This window comes from Pseudomonas sp. 8_5_2, from assembly GCF_059295255.1.
The window spans coordinates 840,026-855,619 of the sequence record NZ_CM181238.1; the positions used below are offsets into that span (position 1 = coordinate 840,026).

Annotated in this window: 12 protein-coding genes; 7 read left to right on the forward strand and 5 right to left on the reverse strand. The window is 64.8% G+C overall.

The features are described 5' to 3' along the window. Positions 1-189: 189 nt before the first annotated feature. From AC5O5R_RS03860 to ampE, 3 genes are all read left to right on the forward strand, one after another. Positions 190-2,352, forward strand: a complete 2,163-nt coding sequence (locus AC5O5R_RS03860; RefSeq protein WP_172286647.1) for a DUF1631 domain-containing protein — start codon at positions 190-192, stop codon at positions 2,350-2,352. A gap of 88 nt (positions 2,353-2,440) precedes the next feature. Beyond that, positions 2,441-3,013, forward strand: a complete 573-nt coding sequence (gene ampD, locus AC5O5R_RS03865) for a 1,6-anhydro-N-acetylmuramyl-L-alanine amidase AmpD (RefSeq protein WP_172286648.1) — start codon at positions 2,441-2,443, stop codon at positions 3,011-3,013. After that, the gene (ampE, locus tag AC5O5R_RS03870) at positions 3,010-3,840 is read left to right on the forward strand and encodes a regulatory signaling modulator protein AmpE (protein WP_172286649.1); all 831 of its coding nucleotides are present in this window, start codon (positions 3,010-3,012) and stop codon (positions 3,838-3,840) included. Before ampD ends, ampE begins: the two co-directional genes overlap by 4 nt. Before the next feature lie 10 nt (positions 3,841-3,850). On the opposite strand, the gene AC5O5R_RS03875 is transcribed toward ampE, so the two are convergent. Beyond that, positions 3,851-4,627: a TatD family hydrolase gene (locus AC5O5R_RS03875; RefSeq protein WP_172286650.1), complete on the reverse strand. Its 777-nt coding sequence runs from the start codon at positions 4,625-4,627 to the stop codon at positions 3,851-3,853. 2 nt (positions 4,628-4,629) lie between these two features. Further along, positions 4,630-5,625 carry a catabolite repressor/activator gene (gene cra, locus AC5O5R_RS03880; RefSeq protein WP_172286651.1) on the reverse strand — a complete coding sequence of 332 codons (996 nt, stop codon included), beginning with the start codon at positions 5,623-5,625 and terminating at the stop codon, positions 4,630-4,632. Positions 5,626-5,909: 284 nt separating this feature from the next. On the opposite strand from cra, the gene ptsP reads away from it, so the two are divergent. The 3 genes from ptsP to AC5O5R_RS03895 are packed head-to-tail and all read left to right on the forward strand — an operon-like array spanning position 5,910 to position 11,443. Continuing rightward, positions 5,910-8,762, forward strand: coding sequence for a phosphoenolpyruvate--protein phosphotransferase (gene ptsP, locus AC5O5R_RS03885; RefSeq protein ID WP_494514970.1), 2,853 nt, complete (start codon positions 5,910-5,912; stop codon positions 8,760-8,762). After that, positions 8,763-9,710 (forward strand): 1-phosphofructokinase, encoded by a 948-nt coding sequence (pfkB, locus tag AC5O5R_RS03890; protein ID WP_494514971.1) that lies wholly within the window; start codon positions 8,763-8,765, stop codon positions 9,708-9,710. It abuts the gene before it with no gap. After that, entirely contained in the window at positions 9,707-11,443 is a 1,737-nt protein-coding gene (locus AC5O5R_RS03895; protein WP_494514972.1) for a PTS fructose-like transporter subunit IIB, read from the forward strand. Before pfkB ends, AC5O5R_RS03895 begins: the two co-directional genes overlap by 4 nt. 84 nt (positions 11,444-11,527) lie before the next feature. Here AC5O5R_RS03895 and AC5O5R_RS03900 read toward each other — a convergent pair whose 3' ends face one another. Beyond that, the gene (locus AC5O5R_RS03900; protein WP_172226380.1) at positions 11,528-11,752 is read right to left on the reverse strand and encodes a DUF3820 family protein; all 225 of its coding nucleotides are present in this window, start codon (positions 11,750-11,752) and stop codon (positions 11,528-11,530) included. Between the two features lie 199 nt (positions 11,753-11,951). Between AC5O5R_RS03900 and AC5O5R_RS03905 the strand changes: the two genes are divergently transcribed. Beyond that, positions 11,952-12,428, forward strand: coding sequence for a ferritin-like domain-containing protein (locus AC5O5R_RS03905; protein ID WP_172226377.1), 477 nt, complete (start codon positions 11,952-11,954; stop codon positions 12,426-12,428). On the opposite strand, the gene AC5O5R_RS03910 is transcribed toward AC5O5R_RS03905, so the two are convergent. Both AC5O5R_RS03910 and AC5O5R_RS03915 read right to left on the reverse strand, forming a co-directional pair. Continuing rightward, positions 12,425-13,915, reverse strand: coding sequence for a diguanylate cyclase (locus AC5O5R_RS03910; RefSeq protein ID WP_494514973.1), 1,491 nt, complete (start codon positions 13,913-13,915; stop codon positions 12,425-12,427). The two genes, AC5O5R_RS03905 and AC5O5R_RS03910, sit on opposite strands and share 4 nt — an antisense overlap. Positions 13,916-14,166: 251 nt before the next feature. Continuing rightward, on the reverse strand, positions 14,167-15,501 hold the full coding sequence (locus AC5O5R_RS03915; protein WP_172288332.1) for an OprD family porin: 1,335 nt from the start codon (positions 15,499-15,501) through the stop codon (positions 14,167-14,169). Between the last annotated feature and the right edge of the window lie 93 nt (positions 15,502-15,594).

Sequence of the window (15,594 nt, forward strand, 5' to 3'; positions counted from 1 at the left end):
TACAGCCGCATTGGTCACGACCTTTGGTCGGGCATCGTGAGCATCCACGGCGAATCAAGGTCCTTGATCAGCCAGTGAAACGATGCTGGCAGCTGTGCGAAATTTTACCGATAATGGTGACCAGTATTTGGCGTCATGGGTTTGACGACCTCTGGCCCGTGTGGCCAGTCACCCAGCAAGGAGTCCGGGATGCAGAAAGAAGGCAAGGTGGTGCCCTTGGCGGCAGCCATCGACCGAGGGGGGCGTATGCCTCTGCCTTGCCTTCCGGTGTTGCTTCTGCAAGTGCGCGACAAGGCCGCCCTGCAGTTGCGCCAAGGCTTGCAGGACTTGTTCGACAACGCTGACGACACCCTTTTCGAAATGGCCGACAAGGCCCTGGATCGCTGTGACCAGAACCTATATTTCGAGGCCATGCGCGACCTGCGCCTGAAGCGCAAAAGCATCGAGCGTGGTTTTCTCGACATCTTCTACGATACCTTCGCCCGCATCGGCCAGGTTGACCTGCTGGCGCACCTGGCCGATGCCGGCAAGCCGCGCAGCAAGGCCCAGGTAGAGCGGGCCGTTGCCGTCGAAGGCATGGTAGGGCGGGTGCTGTCACGCGATGGCATTGCCCTGCAGCAACTGGTTTTGCGCTTGCAGGTGCTGCTCGACCGCCCGTTGTACGAGCAACATAACCCGCTGGGGCCAGCCGCGTTGTGCGACTATTTTCTCGACGCCGGTCGCAACCTGGGGGTAGGCCTGCGAGTCAAGCTGGTACTGCTCAAGCTGTTCGAGCGCTATGTGCTGCGTGATGCCGACATCATCTACAACCAGGCCAACCAATTGTTGCGTGCGGCCGGCGTGCTTGCCGAGTTGCCACTGCCGCCGCGGCGGCGTGCCGAAGACCGGCGCATGCGCGCGCGCCGTGGGCCTGTAACAAAGGGCCAAGCGCCAGACGCAGACGCCACAGGCCAGGCCTGTTTCAACGCCTTGCAAACGCTTCTGGCGCCGGTGCGCGGTCAGTTCGCGCCGCGCTTGCACAGCGCGACCAGCGTTCAGCCAGTCAGCACCGCCGACCTGCTGCGCCTGCTTTCGCATCTGCAGCGCTATGTGCCCGCTACCCATCAGGCTGATGATTTCGACCTTGGCCAGCAGCTTGAGCAACTGCTGTTGCGGGTCAGCGTGCGCAGCGGCACGCACCGGCGGATCGCCTCGGCCGACGAAGACATGCTCAACCTCGTCGGTCGGCTGTTCGCCTTTATCGAGCGCGATGACAACTTGCCCGCCAGCCTGCGCCCGCTGCTTGCACGCCTGCATATTCCGCTGCTCAAGGTGGCCTTGCTGGACAAGGGGCTGTTCAGCCGGGCCAGTCATCCGGCACGCCGGCTGCTCAACGAGATCGCAACCGCGGCGATGGGTTGGGAGTGCGGTAGCAAAGGCCTGCGCGACAGCCTGCACCTGAAGGTTGAGCGTATCGTCCAGCGTCTGCTCAACGATTTTGCTGAAGATGCCAGCCTGTTTGCCGAGTTGCTCGACGACTTCGTCGCCTTCAATCAGGACGAGCGGCGGCGCAACGAGCTGCTTGAACAACGCACCCGCGACGCAGAACTGGGGCGTGCCCGCGCATTGCAGGCCAGGCAGCAGGTGCAGCAAGTACTCAATCAGCGTCTGCGGGGCCGGCTGTTGCCGCAGGTGGTAGTACAGATGCTGGTGCAAACCTGGAGCCAGGTATTGCTGTTGGCGTGGTTGAAGCAAGGCGAGGCCTCCAGGGCCTGGCGCGAGGCATTGCAGACCATGGACACGCTGCTGGTCAGCGTTACCCCTCCACAGGATCCTCAAGCCCTGCTGCAGCAAGTGCCGAGCCTGCTCAAGGCATTGCGTGATGGATTGACCAGCGTGGCCCTGGATTCCCTGGCAACCCGCGAGTTCTTCTTGCAACTGGAGCAATTGCACCTGCGTGCCTGCGCAACAAGCAGCGAGCTACCGCCTGGCGGCCAGCGCCAGCGCTTGAGCGACGTGCTGGTGGCCGAAGATATCGTGCTGGCGATAGCCGAGGAGCCAGCCTGTGCTCCGTTGCAGGTTGCCGACGCGCAGGCTGCGGCGCTGCAGCAGGTACAGCGGCTGCGTATCGGTACCTGGTTCGAGGTGCTTGACGAGGCCGAGCCGCAGCGTTGCAAGCTGGTGGCGCGCATCGACAGCAGCGACAGGCTGGTGTTCGCCAACCGCACCGGCATGAAAGTGCACGAATGGAGCGCCGCCAGCCTGGCCCAGGCCCTTCAGCGCGGCGATTTGCGCGTGCTCGATGACGGGCTGCTGTTCGAGCGAGCGCTGGAGGCAGTGCTCGACGGTTTGCGGCGTCGGCAGGTGCAGTAGCTGGCAACATTACAATCATTCACATGCAAACGGCGTTGAGCGCAGGGCATACTGTTGCTCTGTTCATGGCGTTTTCAGGATCTGCCCCATGCAATTGGACCGTGCCACTGGCTGGTTCCACGGAATCGGAATCACCCACTGCCCTTCGCCGAACTTCAATGCCCGCCCCGAAGGCGAAGCGATTTCCCTGCTGGTGATCCACAACATCAGCCTGCCGCCAGCCTGTTTCGGTACCGGCAAGGTGCAGCAGTTCTTCCAGAACCGCCTGGACCCCAACGAACACCCCTATTTCGCCAGCATCAACCACCTGACCGTGTCCGCGCACCTGTTCGTCGAGCGTGATGGTGCGGTGACCCAATTCGTGTCGTTGCTTGACCGCGCCTGGCACGCGGGTGTGTCGTGCTTCGACGGGCGCGAAGGCTGCAACGATTTCTCCATCGGCATCGAGCTGGAAGGCACCGACGATCTGCCTTATACCGATGCCCAGTACGCGGCGCTGGAGCAGCTTACCCGGCACATCCGGGGCGCCTGGCCGGCCATCGACCTGTCTCGCATCCAGGGTCACAGCGACATCGCCCCGCAGCGCAAGACCGATCCCGGCCAGGCCTTCGACTGGTCGCGCTACCGCAAAGCGCTGCAGCACAACGAGGACAAGGCATGAGTTTTCTGGTGTTGTTGCTGGCGCTGTGGGTCGAGAAGTTCTCGGCCTTGCGCCATCAGGTCCAGCGTGACGGGTTTTTCCTTGGCGAGCTGGTGCGCCTGGAGCGTAGCGGCAAGGTGCACCCCTGGTGGACGCTGGCCATTCTGGTGCTGGCCCCGGTTGCGCTGCTGGTGTTGCTGCTGCATGTGCTGGAGCCGGTGGCGTATGGCTTGCTGGCCTTGCCAGTGCACCTGCTGGTGCTGATCTACAGCCTGGGCCGTGGCGATGCCAAGGCTTCGCTGGGGCCGTTCCGTGATGCCTGGCGGCGGGGCGATGACCAGGCGGCGTTGCATGTGGCCGAGCGCGACCTGGGCCTGTCCGCCGATGAACCGCACAGCCTGCTGGTGCGTGTGCAGGGCAACCTGTTGTGGCAGGTGTATCAGGGCTTTTTCGCGGTGATTTTCTGGTACTTCTTGCTGGGGCCCGGTGCTGCGCTGGCTTATCGCCTGCTGGCGCTTTGCGGTGAACACAGCAGGCAGCCGGCGCTGCAGAAACGTGCCGGGCAGCTGCGGCACATCATGGACTGGTTGCCGGTGCGCGTACTGGCCCTGAGCTTCGCGCTGGTGGGCAACTTCCTGGCGGTCACCCGGGTGATGTTGCACGAGGTGCTCAACTGGCACATCAGTGCTGCGCACCTGGTGGCCCGGGTGGGGCGTATCGCCGATGACATTCCCGAGGAAGAAGACAGCCAGCGCGGGCTCGGGCGGTTGGACAGCCTGTGGGAACTGCTGCTGCGCTGTGCGGTGTTGTGGTATGCAGGGTTTGCGCTGTGGACGGTGCTGGTCTGAACCGAGGCCGCTACCAGCCAAATACCTCGCAAGCATTGCGGCTGCTGGCTTCGGCCAGCTCCGCGACTTCCACCCCCATCACCTGCGACAGCGCCTCGGCAATCTCCGGCAAATGCTCCGGGCTGTTGCGCACCCCGGGGTACATCACCGGCGCCATGTCTGGCGCATCTGTCTCCAGCACAACGCTGTCCAGCGGCAGCCGCGCCAGTGTCTTGCGCAGCCGCAACGCCTGGGGCCAGGTGCCGGCACCGCCCAGGCCGAGCCGGAAGCCCAGCTTGATGTACTCGCGGGCCTCTTCATAACTGCCGGCAAAGGCATGAATCACCCCCGCGCGCGCCGGCTTGTAGCGCTTGAGCGTGGCGATCACCTGCGCATGGCTGCGGCGCACGTGCAACAGGGCGGGCAAATCAAGGTCGCAAGCCATTTGCAGTTGCGCTTCGAACAGTGCCTGCTGGCGGGTCTTGTCCAGGTCTTCGAGGTAGTAGTCCAGGCCGAACTCGCCCACCGCACACAGCCGTGGGTTACCCCGCAGGCGTTCCAGCCACTCGCGCAGCTGCGCCAGATGCTCCGGGCGGTGCTGGTCAAGGTAGACCGGGTGCAGGCCGAGCGCCGCGAACAGCCGTTGATCGGCGCAAGCCAGGTCCCATACCCTTTGGAAGTTGGCCTGGTACACCCCCAGCACCACCATCCGCTCCACCCCGCGCGCCGCCGCGTTGGCCAGCAACTGCGGGCGGTCGGCGTCGAAGTCGGGGAAGTCCAGGTGGGTGTGGGTGTCGATCAGGCGCATGTTCAGGCCGCAGTGATGCGTTGCTTGAATGTGCGACCGACGGCATGCACGCCAGGCTCGTAGCGCTTTTCTTCGATCGCGGCCAGCGCCAGCTCCAGCGCGGTGGCGGCAATCAGGCCATGCTGCTGGGCCATGGCATTGACCGGCAGCGGCAGGAAATCGAGCAACTGATTGTCGCCGAAGGTGCCAAGCTGCAGCTGCCGCGAATCGGCAGGGCGTGCCTGCAGGGTGTCGAACACCCCTTGCAGCAGCACATACGAGGTGGTCACCAGTGCATCGGGCAGGCCGCCGAGCTCATCGATCAGTTGCTGCATCAGGCGCTGGCCGCACTCACGGCTGAACGCTTCGCCCTGATAGCGGCGCACTTCACCGGCATAGCCATGCAGGGCTTCGTCGAAGCCACCGGCGCGCGCCTGACTGACCGACAGCTCGGGGCGTGCGCCGATCAGGGCGATGCTGCGTGGGGCCGCGCTCAGCAGGCTGGCGGCCAGTTGGCGGCTGGCGTCGCGGTCGTCGCTGATCACCGAGCAGAAGTGAGCGGGGTCCAGGCGGCGGTCGATGGCAATCACCGGCAGGCCTTTGTCCTGCAGCTCGCGGTAGCTGTCATCTTCTGGCGGCAGGCAACTGGCAACGAACAGCGCATCGCAACGGCGGGCACGGAACAGCTGCTGCAACTGGCGTTCGCTGTCGGGCTGGTCATCGCTGCTGGCGATCAGCAGCTGGTAGCCGCGGGCGCGGGCGCCTTGCTCCAGCTGCTTGGCAATGCGGGCGTAGCTGGGGTTCTCCAGATCCGGGAGAATGAAGCCCAGGGTACGGGTATGCCGGCTGCGCAGACCGGCGGCCTGCGGGTTGGGCGTGAAGCCATGGGCCTCGACCACCGCGCGTACCCGCTCGACAGTGCTGCTGCTGATGCGCTGCTGTTCGGCCTTGCCATTGATGACGTAGCTGGCAGTGGTCACGGACACACCGGCCAGACGGGCGATATCGCTGAGTTTCACCGAATTTTCCTTGTTATTACCGGGGCTGGCTGTGAGGCCTGACCGGGTAGTTTGACCCGCTACAGGCAGCACGCGCAGACGACCATTGTCGCAATTGTCCGACAGGATGGGGCTTTTTCATCGGCAGATTATCGAGTAACGTGGCCGTCTGGTCAGATTAAACGTTTCAGCTGCCGAATTTTCTGCCTCGGCTTGCACTTGTGCAAGGCTGTTGAACTGGCCGTCTACGTGAATTTCACAACAATACTCCAGTACCCGACCGGGAACTGCAAAAGGAGAAGGTCATGCTCGAGCTCGTCAAGGAGCAGATAGCCATGGGCCAGACGGCCGCCGACAAAGCTGAGGCATTACGCCTGCTGGCCGGGCGGCTGGTCGCTGACGGCCTGGTCGCCGAGGGCTACCTGCAGGGGTTGCAGGACCGCGAGGCGCAAGGCTCGACCTTCCTTGGGCAGGGCATTGCCATTCCCCATGGCACGCCGCAGACCCGTGACCTGGTGCATGCCACCGGCGTGCGCCTGCTGCAGTTTCCCGAGGGCGTGGACTGGGGCGATGGCCATACGGTCTACCTGGCCATCGGTATCGCAGCCCGCTCCGACGAACACCTGCGCCTGCTGCAACTGCTGACCCGTGCGCTGGGCGAGACCGACCTGGCCGAAGCCTTGCGCCGGGCGAGTTCCGCCGAAGCGTTGCTGAAACTGCTGCAGGGTGCGCCGCAGGAACTGGCGCTGGATGCACAACTGGTCGGCCTGAACCTGCCGGCCGAGGACTTCGACGAGCTGGCCTGGCGCGGTGCCCGGCTGTTGCAGCGCGCCGATTGTGTCGACAGCGGCTTTGCCGCCGTGCTGCAACAGGCCGAGCCGCTGCCGCTGGGCGAGGGCCTGTGGTGGCTGCACAGCGAGCGCCAGGTGCGCCAGCCGGGCCTGGCCTTCGTTACCCCGCAGCAACCGCTGCGCTACCGCGACCAGCCACTCAACGGCCTGTTCTGCCTGGCCAGCCTTGGCGCTGCCCACCAGGCCCTGCTTGAGCGCCTGTGCGAGGTGCTGATAGAGGGCCGCGGGCAGATGCTGTACCAGGCCACCAGCAGCCGCGCGGTGCTGCAAGTGCTGGGCGGCGAAGCGCCGGCCGACTGGCCCAGCGCGCGTATCGTGCTGGCCAACCCGCATGGCCTGCATGCGCGCCCGGCCAAAGTGCTGGCGCAGCTGGCCAAAGGCTTCGAAGGGGAAATCCGTGTGCGCCTGGCCGACAGCACTCAGCCGGCGGTGTCGGTGAAGAGCCTGAGCAAGCTGCTCAGCCTCGGTGCCCGTCGCGGTCAGGTGCTGGAACTGGTGGCCGAGCCAGGCATTGCCGCCGATGCCTTGCCGGTGTTGCAGACTGCCATCGAACAGGGCCTGGGCGAAGAGGTGGAGCCGCTACCAGCAGGCACCGCTGCCGTCGCCGAAACCACCCCTGAAGTGCTGCAGGCCCCCCAGGCTGGCAGCCGTATCCAGGGCGTTGGCGCTGCCCCTGGCATTGCCAGCGGCCCGGCGCATGTATGTGTCGAGCGTGAGTTCGACTACCCCTTGCGTGGCGAGTCGTGTGCCCAGGAGCGGCAGAAACTGCGCGAAGCCCTGGCGAACGTGTCCAGTGAATTGCAGGCATTGATCCAGCGCAGCGACAAGGCCATTGGCGAGATATTCGTCACCCATCAGGAAATGCTCGCCGACCCGGCGTTGACCGACGATGTCGAACAGCGCCTTGGCCAGGGCGAAAGCGCCGCAGCGGCGTGGATGGCCGTGATCGAGGCGGCCGCCCGCCAGCAGGAGGCGTTGCACGATGCCTTGCTGGCCGAGCGCGCCGCCGACCTGCGCGACATCGGCCGGCGCGTGCTGGCGCAGTTGTGCGGTGTGCAGCCCCAGGTCGAACCTGAACAACCCTATGTGCTGGTGATGACCGAGGTCGGCCCGTCCGATGTCGCCCGGCTGGACCCGGCGCGGGTTGCCGGTATCGTCACCGCTCAAGGTGGCGCCACCGCCCACAGCGCCATCGTTGCCCGTGCCCTGGGCATTCCGGCAGTGGTCGGCGCGGGTGCTTCGATACTGCTGTTGCACAGTGGCACGCCGCTGCTGCTCGATGGCCAGCGCGGCGCGGTCAGCGTGGCGCCGCCGGCAGATGAGCTGCAGCGTGCCCTGGCCGAGCGGGATTTGCGCGAGCAACGCCTGCAGGCCGCCTGGGCTGACCGCTTCGAACCCGCCGTTACCCGTGATGGCCACGCCGTCGAAGTGTTCGCCAACATCGGCGACAGCAGCGGCATTGCCAAGGTGGTGGAGCAGGGCGCCGAAGGCGTCGGCCTGCTGCGCACCGAACTGATTTTCATGGCCCACCCACAACTCCCGGATGTGGCAACCCAGGAGGCCGAGTACCGTCGCGTGCTCGATGGCCTTGATGGCCGGCCGCTGGTGGTACGCACCCTGGATGTCGGTGGCGACAAACCGCTGCCGTACTGGCCGATTGCGGCCGAGGAAAATCCGTTTCTCGGTGTGCGTGGGGTGCGCCTGACCCTGCAACGCCCGCAGGTGATGGAAGCGCAGTTGCGCGCCTTGCTGCGGGCTGCCGACCAGCGCCCGCTGCGCATCATGTTCCCGATGGTTGGCCAGGTGCATGAGTGGCGCGAGGCGCGGGCCATGGTCGAGCGTCTGCGGACAGAGATCCCGGTAGCGGACTTGCAACTGGGCATCATGGTCGAGGTCCCTTCGGCAGCGCTGCTGGCGCCGCAACTGGCACGCGAGGTGGACTTCTTCAGCATCGGCACCAACGACCTTACCCAGTACACCCTGGCCATCGACCGTGGCCACCCTAGCCTGTCGGCCCAGGCCGACGGCCTGCACCCGGCAGTGCTCAGCCTGATCGACATGACCGTGCGTGCTGCGCATGCGCACGGCAAGTGGGTGGGTGTGTGCGGTGAGCTGGCGGCCGACCCGCAGGCCGTCGCCGTGCTGCTCGGCCTCGATGTAGATGAGCTCAGTGTCAGCGCGCGCAGCATTGCCGAAGTCAAGGCCCTGGTCCGCCAGGCCGATCACCAGACGGCCCGCGCCCTGGCGCGTGAGGCCCTGCAACAGGACAGCGCCGCAGCGGTTCGCGCGCTGGTGGAGCGTTACTGAATGGCCAAGATCCTCACCCTCACCCTGAACCCGGCGCTGGACATCACCATCGGCCTGGATACCTTGCGCGCGGGGCAGGTCAACCGCAGCCAGGTGCAGCAGACTGACGCCGCCGGCAAGGGGCTGAACGTTGCCCAGGTACTGGCCGACCTGGGGCACAGCGTTACCGTTGGCGGTTTCCTCGGGCAGGACAACCTGCAACCGTTCGAGGCACTGATCGACGGGCGCGGCTTTGCCGATTGCTTCGTCCGCGTGCCCGGCGAAACCCGCAGCAATATCAAGCTGGTCGAGGCTGACGGGCGCGTCACCGACATCAACGGCCAGGGCCCGGAGGTCGACGAGGCTGCTCGCAGCGCCTTGCTGCGCCTGCTCGAACAGGTCGCCCCTGGGCACGATGCCGTGGTTGTCGCAGGCAGCCTGCCGCGTGGAGTGGGTGCCGACTGGTTCCGCCAGTTGCTCGACCAGTTGCAGGCCCAAGGCCTGAAGGTGGCCCTGGACAGTAGCGGCGAAGCCCTGCGTGCCGGACTGCAAGGCGCGCCCTGGCTGGTCAAGCCCAATACCGAAGAGCTGGGCGAGGTGCTTGGCCTGGCTGTGGATAACCCTGCACAGCAGCGTGCCGCGGCGCTGCGCCTGTTGGCCAGCGGCGTAGAACATGTGGTGGTGTCTGCCGGCGAGCAGGGCGTCAGCTGGTTCGCCCGCGACCTTGCCCTGCATGCCAAACCACCCAAGGTACGTGTCGCCAGCACGGTCGGCGCAGGGGATTCGCTGGTGGCCGGCATGGTCCATGGCCTGCTGCTGGGTGAAGCGCCGGCGCAGACCTTGACCCGCGCCACCGCGATCGCCGCCCAGGCCGTTACCCAGGTCGGCTTCGGCATCCGTGACCGCGAGCAACTGGCGCGGCTTGAAGCTGGCGTGCAACTGACAGAACAACAAGAGGGTTGCCGATGAACATTGCCATTGTCACCGCCTGCCCCAACGGCCAGGTGTCGAGTGTGCTGAGCGCTCGTTTGCTGGCCGCTGCCGCCCAGCGGCGTGGCTGGAGCACCAGCGTCGAAGTGCAGGACGCCGGCCACCCGGAGCGGCAGCTGAGCGCGGCGCAGATCGCCGAGGCCGACTGGGTGCTAGTGGTCAGCACCGGCCCGGTGGACCTGGGCCGTTTCGTCGGCAAACGCGTGTACCAGAGCACGCCCTCGCGGGCGCTGGCTGACCGCGAAGGTTTCCTGGATGAAGCGGCAGCCAACGCTCAACTGCTGGCCGCAGAGGCACGCCAGGCCGAAGTTGCCGGCGCTGGCGCGCGCATTGTCGCGGTCACCGCTTGCCCGACCGGTGTTGCACACACCTTCATGGCCGCAGAGGCCTTGCAGCAAGCTGCACAACAACTGGGCTATCAGCTGACTGTCGAGACCCAGGGCTCGGTCGGTGCGCGTAACCCCTTGTCTGCCGACGCGATCGCCGAGGCGGATGTGGTGCTGCTGGCCGCCGATATCGAAGTCCCTGCCGCGCGTTTTGCCGGCAAGCGCATCTACCGCTGTGGCACCGGCATCGCCCTCAAGCAGGCCCGTGCCACGCTGGACAAGGCGCTGGCCGAGGCCAAGGTGGAAAGCAGCGCTGACGCTGCAGCGGCCAGCCCGGCAGCGAAAGGTGAGAAAACCGGTGTGTACAAGCACCTGCTCACCGGCGTGTCGTTCATGCTGCCGATGGTAGTGGCCGGTGGCTTGCTGATTGCCCTGTCCTTCGTGTTCGGCATCGAGGCCTACAAAGAGCCCGGCACCTTGCCGGCCGCGCTGATGCAAATCGGTGGCGAGGCTGCATTCAAGCTGATGGTGCCGCTGCTGGCGGGGTACATCGCCTGGTCCATCGCCGACCGCCCGGGGCTGGCCCCCGGCATGATTGGCGGGCTACTGGCAAGCACCTTGGGCGCGGGTTTCATCGGCGGCATCGTGGCCGGCTTTCTTGCCGGTTACAGTGCCAAGGCCATCGCCCGCTGGGCGCGCCTGCCCAGCAGCCTGGAGGCACTCAAGCCGATCCTGATCATTCCCCTGCTGGCCAGCTTGTTCACCGGCCTGGTGATGATCTACGTGGTCGGCCAGCCGGTGGCGGCCATGCTCGCAGGGCTCACGCTTTTCCTCGACAGCATGGGCACCACCAATGCCATTTTGCTGGGTCTGTTGCTGGGCGGCATGATGTGCGTCGACCTGGGCGGGCCGATCAACAAGGCAGCGTATGCCTTCTCGGTAGGCTTGCTGGCATCGTCTAGCTACGCACCGATGGCAGCCACCATGGCTGCCGGCATGGTGCCCCCGATCGGCCTGGGCATCGCCACCTTCCTGGCCCGGCGCAAGTTCGCCCAGAGCGAGCGCGAGGCGGGCAAGGCGGCGTTGGCGCTGGGGCTGTGCTTCATCTCCGAAGGCGCAATTCCGTTCGCCGCCAAGGACCCGTTGCGGGTAATCCCGGCCAGTGTTGCCGGTGGGGCGTTGACCGGGGCGTTGTCGATGTACTTCGGTTGCAAGCTGATGGCGCCGCATGGTGGCCTGTTTGTGCTGCTGATTCCGAATGCGATCAACCATGCATTGCTGTACCTGCTGGCGATCGTGGCGGGCAGCTTGCTGACGGCGGTGGTGTATGCGCTGATCAAGAAGAGCGAGCAGGTGGAACTGGCTGTGGCGCCGGTCAAGGGGTAGGGGCTGGCTGGGCCTATCGCCGGCATCAAGGCTGACAGGCGCTGCAAATCTTGCGGCCAGCACCTGCAAGCCCTGATGCGATCCCTAAGCGCGCCGATGCTTCTGCCGCAACGGCCCCAGCAGATCCCCCAGCCCGTTGTGATCCACCTCATGCATCAACGCCAACAACCCCCCCAGTTCACCCGCCGGGAAGCCCCGGCGCGCGAACCACGCCAGATAATCCCCCGGCAGGTCGGCAATGATGCGCCCCTGGTACTTGCCGAAGGGCATGGTCCGGGTCACAAGCAGTTCGAGCATTTCCGGTTTCATCGGCGCACCTGGCTGGGGAAAAGCGCCGACCATACTGCAATCTGCACGAGGTCCCAAGCGGCAATCATGCAGAACGCCATCCGACGGCATCTTCTTCCGGTTCTTAACTATCTGATTTTAAAGGATATTTATAAATTCAAAAGCTTGGCACGAACACTGCTCCCTTACAGATGACTATCACCTGCCAAGGAGTTTCACCATGAGCAACCCCAACAAAGACGTAATCGACGTACTCAACGACCTGATCGAGTACAGCAAGGACGGCGAAAAGGGTTTCAAAGCCTCGGCCGATGATGTGAAGAACCCGGAACTGAAAGCGTTCTTCGTCCAGCGTGCCGGCGAGTGCGCCAACGCTGCCGGCGAACTGCAAAGCGAGGTGCGCCGCCTGGGTGGCGACCCTGAAACCTCCACCAGCATCAGCGGCGACATGCACCGTGGTTGGGTCAACCTTAAATCGATGCTCACCGGCAAAGATGAAGAAGCGGTGCTGAACGAGGTTGAACGCGGCGAGGACCACGCCCTCAAGGCCTACAAGGAAGCCCGTGAGAAGCTGGTGAAGCTGGGCCGCACCGCCAGCGACCAGTCCTACATGCTGGTGGAAAACCAGCTGCAGGGCGTGCAGCGCAACCATGACCAGGTCAAGGCGCTGCGTAACGCTGCCCGCGCCCGTTCCTAAACGGCAGGCCCCTCTACCCGGTTGCGGCCTTTGGCCTTGGCCCGGTAGAGGGCTTCGTCCGCAGCACCCAGCACACTCGTCAGGTCGTGCCGGGTGCCGGACAAGCCGATGCCGATGCTTACTGTTATCGCGTCGGTATCTTCGGCAAAGGGTGCGAGCGCTTCGACGCTGGCCCGTATCCGTTCTGCCAGCAGCAGTGCTCCGGCCAACTCCGTTTCCGGCAGCACGACCTGAAATTCCTCCCCACCATAGCGCGCTGCCAAGTCAGCGGGACGACGAATGCACGCCTCGATGGCCTTGGCCACTTCGCGCAGGGCATGGTCGCCCCCAGCGTGGCCGTGGCGCTGGTTGAATGCCTTGAAGTGATCCACATCCACCATCAGCACCGCCAGTGGTTTGCGGTTGCGCTGGGCGCGTGCCCACTCCTGTCTCAGCACCTGGTCCAGGCGCCGGCGGTTGGCCAGGCCGGTCAGGCTGTCGGTGGCCGCCAATGTCGCCAACCCTTGCTCGGCCTCGTGGCGACGGCTCAGCTCACGACCCAGCAGCAGTGTCAGCCAGAGAATACCCACGCACAGCACACCAGTGGCAACGCTGACCAGAATCGCTGTGCGGCGCCACGACTGGAACACCTCGTCGGCCGAATGCACCACCAGCACGATCAGCGGTAATTGTGGGACCCGGGCGAAGGTGTACATGCGCAGGCGGTGGTCACTGCCGGAGCGCGCAGTGAAGCTGCCGCGCTGTTCACTCAGTATGCGCTTGAAGTTTGGTCGCCCGGCATAGTTGCTGCCGATCAGCGGGTCCCGCGCGCGGCTGGGCTGGCGGGCGAGCAGTTGCCCGTCGGTGTTGATCAGGTTGATGCTGCTGTCATCACCGATGTCCAGGCGCTGGAACAGCTCACTGAAATACGACAGGCGCAGGGCACCTGCAGCCAGACCGGCGAATTCGCCATGCGGCCCGGAAATACGCCGGCTGAAGCTGATGCACCAGTCCAGGTCGCCAAGCCTGGCCTTGAATGGTGGGCCTACCAGCAGGCCGAGGTTGGCATTGCGCTGGTGCGCCAGAAACACCCCGGTATCGCCGAAGTTGGCCTGGCGCGGCACGCTGCTGGTGGAATCGCCCACCACATTGCCTTGCTTGTCCAGCCACAGCACGTCACCGCGCTTGCGGTCGACGAACGCCTCGTTGAACAGCAGGCGCTGCCGCAACGGGCCGGGTACCTGCGCCAGTTCCTTTCGCCCGACCGCCCAGATCAGGCCTTGCAGGGACTGGTCGTAAAGTTCGACGTTGCGCAGGATGTCGCTTTCGATCAGCTGGACGATGTTGTTGGACGAACGCAGGGCAGACAGTTCGACACTGTCACGTTCGCGCGCCAGCAGGTAGCTGACGATGGCCACGATTGCGAGCACGGCAAGGCAACTGCCCAGGTTTAGGATCAGCGCGGGGTGCGACCTGTAGACTGCAAAACGCTGGGGTTGGGTGGGCATGCTCGCTACTGCGTGGGCAGGGCCATTCGCGGCGGCGACATTCTAGGGAAGCGGGGATTGTCGGACAAGATTTGTCCGACGGAATCACGCTGTGCTGCAAGTTCGATTCATTTCAGCGCCCCTGTGGGAGCGGGTTAACCCGCGAACACCGGCGAAGCCGGTGCCCGGCACCGCGGAGCCTTCTTCGCGGGTGAATCGGATCGCCGCACCGCCGCTCCCACAGGGTTACAGGTGAAGCTTGCAGGGTGAGATCAGAACACGTTCAGCGGATAGTCGACGATCACCCGCAGTTCGTCGTTGTCGCTGTTGCTGTCGATCGACGCATAGCCCTGGCTGCCACGGTGGGTGGCGTAGCGCACCTGCACCGCCAGGTCTTTGAGGTCCCCCTCCTGGAACACGTATTTCACATCCAGGTCGCGCTCCCAGTGCGTGGCATTCTTGCCGTCGGCACGGTAGTAGTCGTAGTGGCTGGTGTCCTGGGTGGCTTTGCTCAGGTCCGCCTCGCCGCGCGAGTACGACAGCGTGGTGCTCAGGCCCGGGATGCCTGCGCCGGCGAAGTCATAACCGTACTGCAGCTTCCAGGAACGCTCGTTCGGGGCGTTGAAGTCCGAATACATGCGCGAGTTGTCCAGGTACACGCTGTCGCCCAGGTTGATGTAGTCGAACGGCGTGTTGCCGTTGACCCGCTGGTAGGCGGCGGTGACGCTGTGGTACCCGGCATTGACGGTGAAGTGCAGGCTGTAGGTGTTGTTGTCGATCTTGCCCAGCAGGGCCTGGCCGGTGTCCTGGGTGTGGTAGAAGTGCACGCCCGGGTTCAGGCTGACCAGGTCGTTGACCACGTAGGTGTAGTCGAAGTCCGCGTAGTACTGGTTCCAGATGTCCTTCAGCTCGGCCGCGTACAGGTTGGCGGTGATGTTCGGGGTACCGCTCCACGACGCGCCGGCCCAGTTCAGGTGCTTGCTCTTGTCGTGCTCGTCCAGCGACCCGTAGTAGGTATCGATACGGCGGTGACCGCTTTGGTTGTACGGGTGAGTGAAGCTGACCTGGCCGCCTTCGAGCAGCAGGCCGTCAACGCTGGTGTTGGTCAGGCTCACACCGCGGAAGGTCTGCGGCAGCATGCGGGTTTCGCCGCCGGCGATCACCGGGTTGGTAAGGAACAGGTCACCGGCTTTGAGCTCGGTGTCAAAGGCCTTCAGCTTGATCGCGGCACCGGCGGTGGAGAACGAGTGCGGGGCAGCACCCAGCTCGCCGTCGTCCTTGATGTGCTGGGGCAGGATGCTGGTGCCGGCATGGCCGCCACCGCCGTCCAGTTTCAGGCCCAGCATGGCATGGGCGTCCAGGCCAAAGCCGATCACACCCGGGGTGTAGCCCGACTCGAAGCGTGCAACGGCGCCCTGGCCCCACTCGCGGGTGTCGCGCACGCCGGCATTGTGGTTGTCGCGGTTGAAGTAGGCGTTACGGAAATGCAGGTTGAAGGACGAACCTTCGATGAAGCCATCAGCCTTGTCTTCATCTGCCTGGGCGGCGAAGGGGATCGTTGCAGTCAACGCAATGAAAAGCGGGGTAAAGCGAAACGCGGAAGACACCGGTACTAGCTCCTTTGGTCTGACGGTGGGGCAGTTTTTATTTTTGAATGTGCGTCTTTTTATAGAAGGACGTTACAGCGGGGCTGAGAGTTT

Coding starts and splice junctions, on each gene's coding strand:
- ptsP (WP_494514970.1), top strand. CDS start 5,910: ATGCTCGAGCTCGTCAAGGAGCAGATAGCCATGGGCCAGACGGCCGCC.
- AC5O5R_RS03895 (WP_494514972.1), top strand. CDS start 9,707: ATGAACATTGCCATTGTCACCGCCTGCCCCAACGGCCAGGTGTCGAGT.
- AC5O5R_RS03910 (WP_494514973.1), bottom strand. CDS start 13,915: ATGCCCACCCAACCCCAGCGTTTTGCAGTCTACAGGTCGCACCCCGCG.
- ampE (WP_172286649.1), top strand. CDS start 3,010: ATGAGTTTTCTGGTGTTGTTGCTGGCGCTGTGGGTCGAGAAGTTCTCG.
- AC5O5R_RS03905 (WP_172226377.1), top strand. CDS start 11,952: ATGAGCAACCCCAACAAAGACGTAATCGACGTACTCAACGACCTGATC.
- pfkB (WP_494514971.1), top strand. CDS start 8,763: ATGGCCAAGATCCTCACCCTCACCCTGAACCCGGCGCTGGACATCACC.
- AC5O5R_RS03900 (WP_172226380.1), bottom strand. CDS start 11,752: ATGAAACCGGAAATGCTCGAACTGCTTGTGACCCGGACCATGCCCTTC.
- ampD (WP_172286648.1), top strand. CDS start 2,441: ATGCAATTGGACCGTGCCACTGGCTGGTTCCACGGAATCGGAATCACC.
- AC5O5R_RS03875 (WP_172286650.1), bottom strand. CDS start 4,627: ATGCGCCTGATCGACACCCACACCCACCTGGACTTCCCCGACTTCGAC.
- AC5O5R_RS03860 (WP_172286647.1), top strand. CDS start 190: ATGCAGAAAGAAGGCAAGGTGGTGCCCTTGGCGGCAGCCATCGACCGA.